The organism is Pseudolabrys sp. FHR47, assembly GCF_005153485.1.
GTDB lineage: Bacteria > Pseudomonadota > Alphaproteobacteria > Rhizobiales > Xanthobacteraceae > Pseudolabrys.
Genome location: NZ_CP039740.1, coordinates 1,609,634 through 1,624,943, shown reverse-complemented (window position 1 = coordinate 1,624,943; position 15,310 = coordinate 1,609,634). Strand labels below are relative to the sequence as shown.

Annotated in this window: 12 protein-coding genes and 1 riboswitch; of the genes, 1 reads left to right on the top strand and 11 read right to left on the bottom strand. The window is 64.7% G+C overall.

From position 1 onward, the window contains the following. Window positions 1–158: 158 nt before the first annotated feature. The 4 genes from E8Q40_RS07980 to E8Q40_RS07965 are packed head-to-tail and all read right to left on the bottom strand — an operon-like array spanning window position 159 to window position 3,381. Window positions 159–1,229, bottom strand: a complete 1,071-nt coding sequence (locus tag E8Q40_RS07980; protein WP_137043879.1) for a TRAP transporter substrate-binding protein — start codon at window positions 1,227–1,229, stop codon at window positions 159–161. Next, window positions 1,226–2,035, bottom strand: a complete 810-nt coding sequence (gene thiD, locus E8Q40_RS07975; RefSeq protein WP_137043878.1) for a bifunctional hydroxymethylpyrimidine kinase/phosphomethylpyrimidine kinase — start codon at window positions 2,033–2,035, stop codon at window positions 1,226–1,228. The genes E8Q40_RS07980 and thiD overlap by 4 nt, the downstream gene beginning before the upstream one ends. Further along, entirely contained in the window at window positions 2,032–2,691 is a 660-nt protein-coding gene (thiE, locus tag E8Q40_RS07970) for a thiamine phosphate synthase (RefSeq protein ID WP_137043877.1), read from the bottom strand. The genes thiD and thiE overlap by 4 nt, the downstream gene beginning before the upstream one ends. A 6-nt stretch (window positions 2,692–2,697) precedes the next feature. After that, the gene (locus E8Q40_RS07965) at window positions 2,698–3,381 is read right to left on the bottom strand and encodes a hydroxyethylthiazole kinase (protein WP_246663034.1); all 684 of its coding nucleotides are present in this window, start codon (window positions 3,379–3,381) and stop codon (window positions 2,698–2,700) included. Between the two features lie 110 nt (window positions 3,382–3,491). Then, a riboswitch (TPP riboswitch) is annotated at window positions 3,492–3,604 on the bottom strand. A gap of 155 nt (window positions 3,605–3,759) precedes the next feature. Here E8Q40_RS07965 and E8Q40_RS07960 point away from each other — a divergent pair. Beyond that, a complete protein-coding gene (locus tag E8Q40_RS07960; RefSeq protein ID WP_137043875.1) occupies window positions 3,760–4,002 on the top strand; it encodes an Lrp/AsnC ligand binding domain-containing protein in 243 nt (80 codons plus the stop codon). 142 nt (window positions 4,003–4,144) lie between these two features. On the opposite strand, the gene E8Q40_RS07955 is transcribed toward E8Q40_RS07960, so the two are convergent. From E8Q40_RS07955 to murJ, 7 genes are all read right to left on the bottom strand, one after another. After that, window positions 4,145–5,092, bottom strand: a complete 948-nt coding sequence (locus E8Q40_RS07955; protein WP_137043874.1) for a DMT family transporter — start codon at window positions 5,090–5,092, stop codon at window positions 4,145–4,147. Between the two features lie 68 nt (window positions 5,093–5,160). Then, window positions 5,161–6,078: a cytochrome c gene (locus E8Q40_RS07950; protein ID WP_137046633.1), complete on the bottom strand. Its 918-nt coding sequence runs from the start codon at window positions 6,076–6,078 to the stop codon at window positions 5,161–5,163. Window positions 6,079–6,202: 124 nt separating this feature from the next. After that, a complete protein-coding gene (locus E8Q40_RS07945; RefSeq protein WP_137043873.1) occupies window positions 6,203–6,652 on the bottom strand; it encodes a cytochrome c in 450 nt (149 codons plus the stop codon). 160 nt (window positions 6,653–6,812) lie between these two features. Then, window positions 6,813–9,113, bottom strand: coding sequence for a xanthine dehydrogenase family protein molybdopterin-binding subunit (locus E8Q40_RS07940; RefSeq protein WP_137043872.1), 2,301 nt, complete (start codon window positions 9,111–9,113; stop codon window positions 6,813–6,815). A 53-nt stretch (window positions 9,114–9,166) separates the two neighbouring features. Next, window positions 9,167–12,331 carry an efflux RND transporter permease subunit gene (locus tag E8Q40_RS07935; RefSeq protein WP_137043871.1) on the bottom strand — a complete coding sequence of 1,055 codons (3,165 nt, stop codon included), beginning with the start codon at window positions 12,329–12,331 and terminating at the stop codon, window positions 9,167–9,169. An 8-nt stretch (window positions 12,332–12,339) separates the two neighbouring features. Beyond that, on the bottom strand, window positions 12,340–13,557 hold the full coding sequence (locus tag E8Q40_RS07930) for an efflux RND transporter periplasmic adaptor subunit (protein WP_137043870.1): 1,218 nt from the start codon (window positions 13,555–13,557) through the stop codon (window positions 12,340–12,342). Between the two features lie 125 nt (window positions 13,558–13,682). Further along, window positions 13,683–15,215 (bottom strand): murein biosynthesis integral membrane protein MurJ, encoded by a 1,533-nt coding sequence (gene murJ, locus E8Q40_RS07925; protein WP_137043869.1) that lies wholly within the window; start codon window positions 15,213–15,215, stop codon window positions 13,683–13,685. Window positions 15,216–15,310: the final 95 nt, after the last annotated feature.

The following is a 15,310-nucleotide window of genomic DNA, read 5'->3' as shown; positions in this document are numbered from 1 at the left end:
TAGAGATGGACCATGTGTGGTTAAGGGCGAGTTAAATGAAAAAAGCCCCGGTTTACCGGGGCTTTTTGATGGTGCTTTACGCGATTCCCGAAGACCAATGACGATTCGGAATAAACAACGCCGCCAAAGTTCCATCGTTAACGAATAATGAAATACCTCTACCCCACGCGCGCGCGCAGCACCGCCTCGATCGACACGCGCGACCAGTCGGCGACGCTGTCGCGGAAGCTCTTGTAGGATTGATGCACCTTGCCGGCCATGGCGTCACGCGACGCGATCTCGCCGAGCACATCGTCGGCTTGGCGGCGCGCGGCGGCAACAACATCGGCCGGGAACTGCGCGAGCTTGACGTTGTGCTCCTTGATCAGCACGCCGAGCGCCTGCGCGTTGAGCTTCTCCATCTCGGCCAGCGCGTAATTGGCTTCGGTCGCGCAGGCATGCGCGATCACCGCCTTGAGGTCCGCCGGCAGCGCCTCCCATGCTTTGAGCGACACGATGGCCTCGCCGGTGCCGTTCGGCTTGTTGAAGCCGGGATAGTAATAGAACGGCGCGGCGCGATAGAGGCCGAGCGCGATGTCGGTGCCGGGGCCGACGAATTCGGCGCCGTCGATGACGCCGGACTGGATGCTGGTGAGGATCTCGGCGGGCGACGTCGTCTGCGGCGTGGCGCCGAGACGGCGATAGACTTCGCCGCCGAGACCGAGCGAACGCAGCTTGAGGCCGCGCAGCTCGGCGAGACTTTTGACTTCGCGGCGGAACCAGCCGCCCATGCACACGCCGGTGTTGCCGCCCATGAAGGGCTTGACGCCGAACGGCTTGTACATCTCGTCCCACAGCGCCTGGCCGCCGCCGGCCTCGACCCAGGCGACGTGCTCGGCCGGCGTCAGGCCGAACGGCACCGTGGTGAAGAACGGCGCCGCCGCCATCTTGCCCTGCCAGTAGAACGCGGCGGTGTGGCCCATCTCGGCGACGCCGGTGCCGACGGCCTCGAGCACGCCGAAGGCCGGCACAACTTCACCCGCCGCCGACACGGTGATGTCAAGGCGGCCGTTGGACAGCGTGCGGATGCGCTCGGCGACGCGCTCGGCCGACATGCCGGGGCCCGGCAGGCGCTTCGGCCATGACGTCACCATGCGCCATTTCATCGTCTGCGCCTTTGCGATCGTGGGCGCAGCAAGCGCGGCTGCGGCGAGCGAGGTGCCGAGGGCGAACTGGCGGCGTGTCGTCATGGCGTACTCCAATATTTGTAGAAGTGATTGAGCGGGCCGTGGCCGTGGCCGATTTCCAGGTTGTCCGCGTGTTCGATGGCGTGAGTGACGTAGTCCTTGGCCGCGCGCACGGCAGCGGCGAGGTCCATACCCTTGGCGAGATTCGCCGCGATGGCGGACGACAAGGTGCAGCCGGTGCCATGCGTGTTTTTTGTCGCGATACGCTTGGCGGTCATTCTCGTCACCGCGCCATCGCTGCCGACCAAGAGATCGACCGCCTCCTCGCCCATACCGTGGCCGCCCTTGATCAGCACGGCGCGCGGGCCGAAGGCGACGATGTCGCGCGCCTGCGCTTCCATCTCACGCTCGTCGCGCGCGAGCGGTTTGCCGGTGAGCGCGGCTGCCTCGTGCAGATTGGGCGTAACGATCTCGGCGAGCGGCATCAGCTCGGTGCGTAGCGCGGCGACGGCATCGTCCTGAAGCAGCCGGTCGCCGGACGTCGCCACCATCACCGGATCGAGCACGATGTGCTTGGCGCCACGCCGGCGCAGTTCGGACGCGATGAGACGGATGGTCTCGGCGCGCGACAGCATGCCGATCTTCACAGCCCCGACATCGAAGTCGGAAAATATCGCCTCCATCTGCGCCGCAATGAACACCAGCGGCACGTCGTGAATGGCCGAGACGCCTTGCGTGTTCTGCGCCGTCAGCGCGGTGATGACGGACGTACCGAACACTTCGTTGGCGGCGAAGGTCTTGAGGTCGGCCTGGATGCCGGCGCCGCCGCCGGAGTCCGATCCCGCGACGGTCAGCGCGACCGGCGTCATGCCGGATTCCTTTCGGCGAGCGCGGCGTCGACCGCGGTGCGCATCTCCCGCGCCGCCGCCGCCGGATCGGACGCGAGCGACAGCGCGGAAATCACCGCCACGCCGTCGGCGCCGCCGGCAATCACTTCACCGGCGTTGCCGGCGTTGATGCCGGCGATAGCGCAGATCGGGTAGCCCGGCTTGCGGGCGCGAATGAACCTGACGAGATCGCGCAGGCCCTCGATGCCGATCGGCTTCGACACATTGTCCTTCGACGTCGTGGCAAACACGCCGCCGATGGCGACGTAATTCAGGAGGTCGAGCGGTGCCGCCGTGGCCTGCTCGGCCGTCTGGATGCTGAGGCCGATGATGGCGTCCTTGCCGAGCAGACGCCGCGCGTCGGCGACCTCCATGTCGTCCCAGCCGATGTGTACGCCCTGCGCGCCGGTGGCGAGCGCGACGTCGACGCGGTCGTTGATCAGCAGCGGCACACCGCGCGGCCGCAACACCGCCATGATATCGCGCGCCTCCTCGATCATGACGCGCGTCGAGCCGTGCTTATCGCGCAGCTGCACCAAAGTCGCGCTCTCTGCGACCAGCGCGGTGAGCGCGGGCAGCGAACGGCCGCCGGCGACTGCCGGGTCGACTAGCGCGTAGAGCCGAAGGTCGAGGGTCATCGGTTGTTACTCGTGCAAAGAAACGCGCGCCCGCGCCACGAGCGCGTCGCCGTCGATGGAATAAAGGGCATCGAGGATCGCCACCGCGAGACTGCCGGGACCGCGCGCGGTCTCCGCCGCCATTTCGCCGGCGACGCCGACGATCAGCATCGCCGCCAAGGTCGCCACGAAGGCATCCTTCTCGACCGCGAGGCAGGCAGCGACCATCGCCGAGGCAGCGCAGCCCATCGCTGTCACCCGGGCCATCATCGCGTCGCCATTGGCGACCGACGCGGCACGCCGGCCATCTGCAATCAGGTCACGCGCGCCAGACAGGCCGATCGCGATGTCACGCTGGCGCGCATAGCTGCGCACGTCGTCGAGGCCGTCGCCGGCGCCGGCAAGCGCCGCGAACTCGACGGCGTTGAGCCGCATCGCCGTCGGGCGGAGAAACAGCAGATCCTGGGCGTAGGTCGCGCGTGGCGGTGCGCGGTCGACAAAGACCGGATCGAGAACCCAGGGCAGCCCGCTTTGCACCACGGTATCAACGGCGATCGACGTCGCCTCGCGGCGCTCGCGGCCGAAGGTGCCGAGATTGACCAGCAGAGCATCGGCGCGGCCGACGAAAGCACCGATCTCGACCGGCGACAGGGTCATCGACGGAATGGCGCCCAGCGCCAGCAGCACATTGGCGGTGAAATTCTCCGCCACCGAATTGGTAATGCAATGGACTCGAGGCGATTTCCCGCGCACCCGCGAAAGCACGGCCGCCGCCGCGGAGACAAGCTCTGCGGGCAAGGCGAACTGGCGCAATGGGACTGTCGGTTCCTGCATCTCTCTCCCTCCGCCGGCATGACCCGGATCAGGTTCGTTGGGTTGACCGGACTTCCGGCCTCTCAGCCCGGCACGACGCCGGACACCCCACGAGATCGCTGCACGATAACTAGACCTGCAGGCGCGGCATGGCAAGAGGCGCCCGCGCAATGCCGGGTGGCGCCGGCACACGTGGCACCAAGCCCCGCCTTGCCAGGTCCGCGCGATTTTGCTGTGTTGCAGGAAACGCCCCGCCCGCCCGGAGACTGACCCGCGATGACCCCGTTCTTCGTCCAGATCAAATGCGAACTTGGCAAGGTCTATCAGGTCGCCAATGAATTGGCGGAAGCCGAGATCGCCTCGGAGATTTATTCGACGGCGGGAGATTACGACCTGCTGGCCAAGTTCTATGTGGACGACAAATCCGACATCGGACACTTCGTCAACGAGAAGGTGCAGACGATCCCCGGCATCAAGGACACCTACACGATCATCACCTTCAAGGCGTTTACGGCGTGAGCGTCATGTCATGCTCGGCTTTACGCCGGGCATTCAAGTCTTGGCCGGCGTGAAGGCGTGGATGGCATGGACATAGGCGTCCCGAAGAGACGCCGCTCTTCGAACGGCTATGCCGCGCATGACGAACAGATAAATTGCTGCCTTAAATCTCTGGCCGCCGCGGCCCTTCCTCCTCGGGCGCCCGGCTAATGCCGAGACGCCGCTCGCGCCACAGCACTGCGAGCCCAGCGCCGGCGACGATGGCCGCGCCGGCATAGACCAGCGTGCTCGGCAACTCGCCGAAGAACCAGTATCCCAGCAGCAATGCCCAGATCAGTGACGTGTAATCAAATGGCGCGATGACCGACGCGGTGGCGTGGCGGTAGCTCTCTGTCAGAAAGATGTGGGCGACCCCGCCGAGAATTCCGGTGGCGATCAGCGCCATCAGTTCCTCACGACTGGGCGTGTGCCATGCAAAGGGCAGCGTCAGCGCGCCGACGATGGCGCAGGACAGCGAGAAATAAACGACGATCGATGACGTGGTTTCGGTCTGCGTCAGGCGGCGCGTCTGGATTACCGCGCCGGCATTGCAGAACGCCGCGATGACCGCCAAGATCGAACCGATCGCCGCAGTCGCGCCGACCCCGGCGGCCGTGTATCGGCTCGCATCAAAATTCGGGATCAGCATCACGATCACGCCGACAAAGCCGACCGCGACCGCGGTCCAGCGGAAGATGCGCACGCGTTCCTTGAGAATGATGGCGGCTAGGGCCACGGTGATCAGAGGCGACCCGAACTGAATCGCGGTGGCGTCCGCCAGTGGCAGCCGCGCCAGCGCCGCGAAGTTCGAGAACATACCGCAGACGCTGACCGTGCCGCGGCCAAGATGGCCAAGAGCTCGGCTGGTGCGAACCGCGCTCATAAGCTCGCCACGGAAGGCGTAGATGAGCAGGACGGGCGGGATAGCGCAAGCGGATCGAAAGAACACGACCTGCCCGACCGGCACTGTGTCGCCAAGCTGCCGCACCAGCGCGGACATCGCGGCGAAGAGCAAGGCGGAGATGATCTTGAAGCCGATGGCTTTGAGGAGGTCGGGCGACGGCTCGTGCATGGAGAATCTCTCCATAACCCTCGCCGACGGCCTTGTCGCCCCTCTTTTGCGCGCAGGTGCTCCGCTTTTTACTTCTTCGCCGGCCGTGGCGGGCCCTCGACCGCCGGCAGGGATTTTATGTAGGTCGCCATCGCCAGCCGGTCGGCGTCGCTGAGTTGCGAGGTATTCCGGATGACCGCGGTCATGCTACCGCCGGCCGAATCGAACTCTGGCGTCATGCCCGATTTGAGGAACTCGGCGATATCCCCGACCGACCACGAGCCAAGTCCCTTCTGGGTGATGTTAGGCACCCAGCCCTGACCTTCCTGGTCGGGGCCGCCGGCGAAACGCTCGCCATCAAGGATGCCCCCGAGGGCGTTCCGCGGCGAATGGCATTCGGCGCAATGGCCAGGACCATTCACAAGGTATGCGCCGCGATTCCACTGCGCATCCTTGGAAGCATCCGGCGTGAATGTCCCACCGTTCAGGAACAGAAGCTTCCAGACACCCAGCGTGCGCCTGATGTTGAACGGAAACGGTAGTTCGTGATTGCGCGCCTTACCCTTCACCGGTGGTAAAGTTTTAATATAAGCGAACATGTCGAGCAGATCGCCTGTCGTCATGCGCCGATAGGATGTGTAAGGGAGCGACGGATAGAGATGCTCGCCCGCGGGCGATGTACCCTGACGCATGGCCGTGACGAACTGTGCCTCCGTCCAGCGGCCGATACCGTCCTCGTTGTCGGGCGAAATGTTCGGCGTGTAGAAAGTACCGAAAGGCGAAGCCAGCGCCACACCGCCGCCGAGTCGCGTTCGGTCTTCCTTGCTATCGGTGTGGCAAGACACGCAGCCGCCGATATCGAACATCGTCTTTCCGTTGACAAGATCGACCTTGTGCGGCGTGGCGAACGCGCTGGCCGGTTCGACCTTCGGCGCGGTCACGAGCCACAGCGTCACCGCAGCGACGACTCCGAGAACGATGACTAATGCAATAAGCTTGCGCGCCATGTGCGTGCTTTCCCGCCGGTCTTGAAACAGTTTAGCCGCCGCGCCCGGCAAAGAGAAAGAGCGGCGCGCTTGTGACGCACCGCCCTTCCCTGACTTCACGCCACGGCGGCGATCAATAAGGTCATCAGCTCTTCTTGACGCGGTAGGTCTCGTGGCAGCCACCGCAGTTGCGGGTGACATTGGCGACCGCCGCCTTGAGCGAATCCAGGTCCTTGATCGAGGCTTCGGCGGCCTTGGCATCGGCTTCGAATTTGACGAAGCGGGCCTTGAAGTCGTTCATGTTCTCCCAGATCGCCGGGGCCGCGGTGGTCTCGCCGCCAGTCTTGGAATTGTCGGGGAACAGCGCCGGCATCTTGGACGCCACATCCTGGTAGGTCTTCATCGACTTTTGCGCCGTCGCCAGATCGAACGGCGTCTCACCCTTGGTCATCTTCACCACCGCGGCGGTAGCCTGTCCAGATTCCTTCATCAGAGCCTTGCGGGCGGCGATCGGATCCTGCTGAGCGACGACCGCGGTCGCGGCGAGGGAAACAACGGCCACGGCAGCGGCCGCAAAGAAATTCGACAACTTCATCAAAAACCCCCTGATGGATGGCGCTTAGTTACATATGAAACGATTGCGCCGTGTCGTTCGACACGCGCTCTAGCTAACCCGGATTTGCGAAACATATTCCGGCGAAACTGGGCTCGCGCGTTGGGTCACCCAATCACGATGGCGTGAACGCCGTCGCGCGCTACGCGGCGCTCGCCTTTTTCGCTCGATCGATCAGGCTCCACACCTTCAGCGGCGTCGCCGGCATATCGATGTGGCGGATGCCGTAACCGCGATCCAGCGCGTCGATAACCGCATTTATGACCGCCGGACATGAACCGATGGCGCCGGCCTCGCCCGCCCCTTTGACCCCCAGCGGGTTGGTCTTGCACGGCGTGTTGCGCGTCTCGAACACGAAGGACGGCGCATCGGACGCGCGCGGCATGGCGTAGTCCATGAAGCTGGCGCTGAGCAGTTGCCCGCTATCGGGGTCGTACACGGTATCTTCCATCAGCGCCTGGCCGATGCCCTGCACCAGCCCGCCATGGACCTGGCCCGCCAGCAGCAGCGGATTAAGCGTGGCGCCGAAGTCGTCGACCACGACATAGCTGACGATTTCAGTCTTGCCGGTATCGGGGTCGATCTCGACCTCGGCGATATGGGCGCCGTTGGGATAAGTCGGGCTGTCGGTGCTGAAGTCGCGGCTCGCGGTGAGTTTGTCCGGCGTGGCCTTCGGATGGCTGGCGAGATCGGCAAAGCTGATGGTGCGATCGGTGCCCGCGACGCGCACCGCGCCGTCGGCGATTTCCATGTCGCCAGCGGCGGCTTCGAGGGCGTCCGCGGCGAGCTCCTTGAGCTGATCGGCCAGGGTGCGCGAGGCGCGGTCAACCGAGACGCCACCTACGGGGATCGAACTCGAGCCACCGGTACCGGCGCCGGTCGCGATCCTGTCGGTGTCGCCCTGCACGACGCGCACGAGGTCCGGCGGGAGATCGAGCCGCTCCGCCACGAGTTGCGCGTAAGAGGTGTGGTGCCCCTGCCCGGTCGATTGCGACCCGATCAGCACCGTGACGCCGCCGTCGCTGTCGAGCGTGACCTGAGCGGTTTCCGGACCGTTCGAGCCGCAGGCCTCGACATATGTGGCGACGCCGATGCCGCGCAATTTGCCGGAACGCTTCGCCAGCCTGGCGCGCTTGTCGAAGCCCTTCCAGTCGATGAGCTCCTGCGCGTGCTTGAGCGCGCCGGCGAAATCGCCGGAGTCGTACACCTTGCCGGTCGGCGTCGTGTACGGAAGCTGCGATTCGCGGATCAGGTTCTTCCGCCGCAGCGCGTCGGGCGCGACACCGATTTCGCGCGCGGTGTTATCGACTGCGCGCTCGATCAGATAGGACGCCTCGGGACGGCCGGCGCCCCGATAGGCATCGACCGGCACGGTGTTCGTATAGGCAGCGCGCAGGCGGATGAAGGCCGCCGGAATATCGTAGACGCCGGTCGCCATGCCAACGCCAAGCCAGGGAATATAGGGGGCGTAGCACGATAGATAGGCGCCCATATCGGCGACGATGTCGATCTCCAGCGCCAGGAACTTGTTGTTCTCGTCGAGCGCGATCGTCGCCGTCGAGATGTTGTCGCGGCCATGGCTGTCGCCGAGGAAATGCTCGGAGCGGTCGCAGATCCATTTCACCGGCTTGCGAAGTCTCTCTGCCGCGACCGCGGCGAGCGCATATTCGCGATAGGGAAACAGCTTGGTGCCGAAGCCGCCGCCGACGTCCGGCGTGATGACGCGCATCTTGTCGAGCGGCTTCTTGAGCACGTCACCGCAGATGATGTCGCGAATGATGTGGCTGCCCTGGCTGCCGAGCGTCAAAGTGTAACGATCGCCATCGAACTCGGCGACGACGCCGCGCGTATCCATGTAATTGGTGACGAGGCGCTGATTGACGATGGTGGTCTTGACCGTGCGCGCCGCCTTGGCGAAGGCGGCCTTGGTGGCGGCCTCGTCGCCTTCCGTCGTTTCGAAGGAAAGGTTCGGCCGGTCGGGCCAGACCTGTGGCGCACCTTTCTTCAGGGCCTCGAGCGAACCGATGACATGCGGCAGCGGCTGCCAGTCAATTTGGAGGGCATCGGCCGCGTCCTTCGCCAGCTCGAGCGTGTCGGCGACAACGAAGGCCACGGCATCGCCGACATGACGCACGACGCCGCGCGCCAAAACCGGATAGAACGGCACGTCGATATCGACGCCCTCGAGCACGCCAGGGGTTGGCATCGGTCCGAGATCCGCGATGTCGTCGCCGGTAAGGATGAGGCGGACGCCTTTCATCGCCTTGGCGGCGGCAAGATCGGTGAACCTGAAATTGGCGTGGGCGTGCGGCGAGCGAACCACCACGGCATGCAACGCTCCCGCCGGGGCGACGTCGGCGACGTAACGGCCGGCGCCGCGCAGCAGCGCGTCATCTTCCTTGCGGGTGAGCGGCTGGCCGAAACCAAACTTCATCATCGCCATCCCGCTTTTCCTTCCTTATCGGAAATACCGGCACTACCGGCTTTGCCCGGCGCTCACTCCGCCGGCTGGGCGTGTCCCGTTTCCTTGGGCCGCGACGCCTTCGCCGCGAGCCAGCGCGAGATCACATAGAACGCCGGCGTGAAAATCAGGCCGAACACGGTAACGCCGATCATGCCAGAAAACACCGCCGTGCCAAGCGCCTGACGAAGCTCCGCGCCGGCACCGACCGCCCAGACCAGCGGCACGACGCCGAAGATGAAGGCGAGCGACGTCATGATGATCGGGCGCAGACGCAGATGCGCCGCTTCGACCGCGGCCGCGAACCGGTCCTTGCCTTCGTCCTCGAGCTGCTTGGCGAACTCGACGATCAGAATCGCGTTCTTGGCGGCGAGCGCGATCAGCACGATGAAGCCGACCTGGGTCAGGATGTTGTTGTCCTGCCCGCGCAGCACCACGCCGGTGATCGCCGCCACCAAGCACATCGGCACGATGAGGATGACGGCAAGCGGCAGCGTCAGGCTCTCGAACTGCGCCGCCAGCACCAGGAAAACGAAGGCCACGCCGAGAATGAAGGCGAACATCGCGGTGTTGCCGGCCTTGATCTGCTGATAGGCGAGCGTCGTCCACTCGTAGGCAAAGCCGGCGGGCAATGTTTCGGCCGCGAGCTTCTCCATGATCTCGATGGCCTGACCCTGGCTGTAGCCCGGCGCAGCGGCGCCATCGAGCTCGGCCGCCGGATAAAGATTGTAGCGCGGCACGCGGTATGGGCCCGATATGTCGCGCACGGTGGTGAACGAGCCGAGCGGCACGGTGCCGCCCGAGTCATTGCGCACGCGCAGCTTCAGAACGTCCTCCGGCACCAGTCGATACGGGCCGTCAGCCTGCGCCTGGACGCGGAACGTGCGGCCGAACAGGTTGAAGTCGTTGACGTAGAGCGAGCCGATATAGACCTGCAGGGCGGTGAATACGTCCGGCATCTTGAGACCGAGCATCTGCACCTTGGTGCGGTCGATCTCGAGGTAAAGCTGCGGCGTCTGTGTCTCGAACAACGAGAACACCTGCGACAGGCCCGGCGTCTGCGCGGCACGGCCCATCATCGCATAGACCGCGCCCTGCAAAGCCGGATACCCGGCGCCGCTGCGATCCTCCACCATCATGCGGAAGCCGCCCGCATTGCCGATGCCGTTCACCGATGGCGGCTGCACCACGACGATGAAAGCCTCCTGGATGGCGGCGAACCGGCCGAACAACGCCCCCTGGATCGCCGCCGCCGATTGCCTCGGATCGGCGGCGCGTTTGGCGAAGTCGTCGAGCACGATGAAGATGGCGCCGGCATTCGGCGCATTGGTGAAGGTCGCGCCCGAGAAGCCGACGATGTTGATGGCATGCGCGACGCCGGGCACCTGCAGTGCCAGTTCGGTCGCCCGCTTCATCACCGCATCGGTGCGCGCCAGCGAGGCGCCTGGCGGCAGTTGCGCGGCGACGATGAGATAACCGCGGTCCTGCTGCGGGATGAAGCCCTGCGGCGTCTTGCGGAACTCGTTGAGACCGAAGGCCAGCACGCCGGCATAGATCACCAGCATGATCACGGCAAAGCGCACGATCTTGCGCGCCAGCCAGCTATAACCGCTGGTCACGGCATCGAAGCCGCGATTGAACAGGCCGAAAAAGCCGTGGATCGGCTTTTCCCACCACCGGTCGCGATGGCCCGGGTCGTGCGCCTTGAGCAGCAGCGCGCACATCGCCGGCGACAAGGTCAGTGACACCACCAGCGAGATGATGGTCGAACCGGCGATGGTCAGCGCAAACTGGCGGTAGAACTGCCCCGAGATGCCGGTAATGAAGGCCGTCGGCACGAACACGGCGGACAAGACGAGCGCGATCGCAACAAGCGCACTGCCGACCTCGTCCATGCTCTTGTGCGCAGCGTCCCGCGGCGACAAGCCGCTCTTGATGTTGCGTTCGACGTTCTCGACGACGACGATGGCGTCGTCCACCACGATGCCGATGGCCAGCACCAGGCCGAACAGCGACAGGTTGTTCAGCGTGAAGCCGAACATGGCCATGATGAAGAACGTGCCGACCAGCGAAATCGGAATCGCGAGAATGGGAATGACCGCTGCTCGCCAGGTCTGCAGGAACAGAATGACGACCAGGACGACCAGCACCGTCGCTTCGAGGATGGTCTCGACCACCGCCTCGACCGATTGACGGATGAACTGCGTCGGATCGTAAATGATGGTGTATTGCAGGCCTTCGGGGAAACCCTTGCCGATCTCGGCCATCGCCTTGCGGATGCCATCGCCCGTCGCGAGAGCGTTCGATCCCGGGCGCTGGAACACCGCGATCGCGACCGAGACGTCGCGGTCGAGATAGGACGATGACGTATAGTCCTGCGCCGCCAGTTCGACGCGCGCCACGTCCTTGATGCGAACGACCGCGGTGGCCGTCTGCTTGACCACGATGTTGGAAAATTCATTGACGTCGCTCAACCGTCCGAGCGTGCGCACCGCGACCTGGAAGGCGAGCTGGTTGGCAACCGGCGGCTGGTTGAGCACGCCCGAGGCGACCTGCACGTTCTGGCCCTGCAAGGCAGTCACAACGTCGGAGGCCGTCAAGTCGAGCGACTGCAGGCGGTCCGGATCGAGCCAGACCTGCATGGCGTAATCGCGAGCGCCGAAGATCGTGATCGAGCCGACGCCGTCGACGCGGGTCAATTGATCCTTGATCTGCAGGTTGGCGTAGTTCGTCACGTAAAGCGCGTCGCGAGCGCCGTTCGGCGAGAACAGGTTCACCACCATTAGAATGTCGGGCGAACTCTTGGCGACCGTGACGCCGACCTGCTGCACCGCCTGCGGCAGGCGCGGCGTCGCCGTGGCGACGCGATTCTGCACCTGCACCTGCGCGATATCGAGGTTGGTGCCGAGGTCGAAGGTGACCGAGATCGAGAATTTGCCGTCGGCGGTCGAGTTCGAGGAGATGTACAGCATCCCCTCCACGCCGTTGACCTGCTGCTCGATCGGCGTCACCACCGTTTCGGCCACCGTTTCGGCGCTGGCGCCCGAATACTGGCCGGTGATGTTGATGATGGGCGGCGCGATTTCCGGATACTGCGCCACAGGCAGCCGCGCATAGGCGACCGCGCCGAGAATGACAATGATGATCGAAATGACCGAAGCGAATATCGGCCGGTCGATGAAGAAATGGGATATACGCATGGCGAGCGCTACTTCGCTGGCGCGGGCTTGGCACCCGCGGGCGCCGCGCCCTGCTGACCTTCCTGCTGCGGACTGACGACCTGGCCCGGGCGGACGCGCGCGATGCCGTTGACGATGATCTTGTCGTCGGGGCCGATGCCCTCCTTGATGACGCGCAGCTTGCCATCGACAAGTTGGCCCAGCGTGACGTATTTCGGCACGACCTTGTTTCCCGGACCGATCGTCATCACCGTTTTGCGCGCCTGGTCGCTGCCGATCGCGACATCGGGCACCAGCAGGCCTTCATAAGGCGCCGTGGCCGGCACGCGCACCCGTGCGAACATGCCGGGCGTAAACGTGGCGTTGGCATTGGCGAAGACGGCGCGGCCGCGAATCGTGCCGGTCGTCCGCTCGATCACGTTGTCGATGAAGTCCATGCGGCCTTCATGCACGAAATCCTTTTCATCGATCAGCTTGAGACCGACATTGACGCGGCCGTCACGGCTGGTGACATCCTTGCCGCTTTTGGCATTGCGCTCGTAACGCAGGTACGACGCCTCATCGAAGGTGAATTCGAAGTAGATGGGGTCGGTGGAAACGATGGTTGCAAGAAGCGTCGTCGAACCGCCGGTACCACCGGTGACGAGATTGCCCGGCGTAACGCGACGATCGCCGATGCGGCCAGCGATCGGCGCGCGCAGTTCGGTGAACGACAGATCGAGTTCGGCGCTACGCAGCGCCGCCTCGGCGCCAGCGACGGCAGCACGCGCATTACGGAAGGATTGGGCGCGCTGCTCGAAGGTCTGGTCGGTGATCGTTTTTTCCTTCACCAGTTGCTGGCCGCGGGTGTAGTCCGCTTCGGTGAAGTCGAGATTGGACTTGGCGGTCGAAACATTGGCGCGCGCCTGAGCGGCAGCATTTTCGAACGAGCGGCGGTCGATGGTGAACAGCAGATCGCCGTCCTTGACGAGCTGACCGTCCTTGAAATGTACAGCGTCGAGATAACCCGAGACACGGGCGCGAATTTCAACGCTATTCACCGCGGCGAAGCGGCCGACATACTCATCGTAATCGACGACCTGCCGCTTGACCGGCGATGCCACGGTGACCTGCGGCGGCGGCGGTCCGCCCGCCTGCTTCGGGCTTTCGCCGCAACTTGCGAGCAGCGTGGCAACCATCCCGGCGAGCACGGCGCGGCTGCGGTTTCCGGTCTTGGTGTGAATGGATGCGAAGGCAGATGTGTGCATGTCTGACCACGACCGGCTAGCTTAAACCTCATTTGACATAGCTGCACCGCAACACGATGTCTACCGTGGCCGAACCGTCACAGCGTGCCCAAAAAAGCGTCGCCACGTATTGCAATTCTGCGTGACTATTGCCGAACGCGACGAAAGCCTTTGAACCAGGCGCGCCCAAACAGCGTCAGGATCACGATAGCGTACAGTGCGCCACCGAGCATGCCGAGCACGGCCAAGGTCATCAGCGCCGCTCCCGGCCAGCCGAGAAACAGGCGCTCGATAGGCGCGGCGCAAAACCACAAAACCAATGTTATTATAAAGCCGGCAAACGCGAGCTTCAGTGCAGACTGCCGCAGCCGCGCGTCGATACGGGCATGGCCGGCGCGATGCGCTAACCACACGACAAGCAATAAATTGATCCAGGCGCCAATCGCCGTCGCCAGCGCCAGACCAACCTGCGCCAGCGATCCCATCAACAGAAACTTGAAGCCGATATTGACCGCTGCCGCGGTGAGCGAAGCCTTAACTGGCGTCGCCGTGTCGCCGCGCGCGAAGAATGTCGCGACCGCGCTACGGATCAGCAGGAACGGCAACAGGCCGACCGAATAGGCCGCCAGTGTCGCGCCGGCCGCCGCCGCGTCCGCCGCGGTGAAAGCGCCGCGCACGAACAATGCGCGCATGATGAGTTCGGGAACGGCAATGAAGGCGGCGAGGCATGGCATCGCCAGCATTAATGTGAACTCGAATGCTCGGTTCTGCGCATGCGCCGCGCCGGCATCGTCGCCGGCGGCCAGGCGCCGCGACATCTCGGGCAACACGACTGTGCCGATGGCGATGCCGATGACGCCAATCGGCAACTGATTGAGACGATCGGCATAATACAGCGCCGAAATAGCGCCCGCCGCCAGAAAACTGGCGATGATGGTGTCCGCGAACAGCGCAAGCTGCACGCCGGCCGAGCCGACAGTGGCGGGCGCGAGCGCACGGAAGAACTGTTTGACGTCGGCATCCCAGCGCGGCCGCTTCAGCCGGGCCAGCACGCCTTGCCGGAACGCATCGCCGCCGACCAGCAGCGCCTGCAGCGCGCCTGAGATCGCGACGCCCCAGGCGGCGGCGTGGCCGGGCGTCGGGAAATAGACGGCGAGCAGCAGAGCGACGATCAATGACAGGTTGAGCAGGATCGGCGCGGCGGCGGCGGCGGCAAAGCGCTGCAGCGCATTGAGGATGCCGCCATAGAGCGTCACCAGCGTTATCAATAAAAGATACGGAAAAGTTATGCGTGTCAGATCGACCGCCAGCGCATAGCGCATCGGCTCGTCGCGGAAGCCCGGCGCCAGAACGTCGATGGCCTGCGTGGTGAAAACAAGAGCCAGCGCCAGCAGCACGATCTGTGAAGCCAGCAGGATGGTGAATATCTGATCGGCAAAGCGCGCCGCGCGCTCCGCCCCACCCTGCTCGCGCACGCGCGCATAAGCCGGCACGAAAGCTGCGTTGAACGCTCCCTCGGCAAAGATGGCGCGGAAATGGTTGGGCAGGCGGAAGGCGACAAAGAAGGCATCCGCCACCGGGCCGGCGCCAAGGATCGCGGCCATGATGATGTCACGGATGAAGCCGGTGACCCGCGACAGGAGCGTGTAGCCGCCGACCGTGAGAAACGACTTGATCATCGGCTGACAGAGGTCCGTGCGGGCCGCGCGTGAGGTCGGCCGCCCTCGGGGGCAAGGCCGAATCCGGCCACCACCATAAGCCGCCGGCAGGCAAA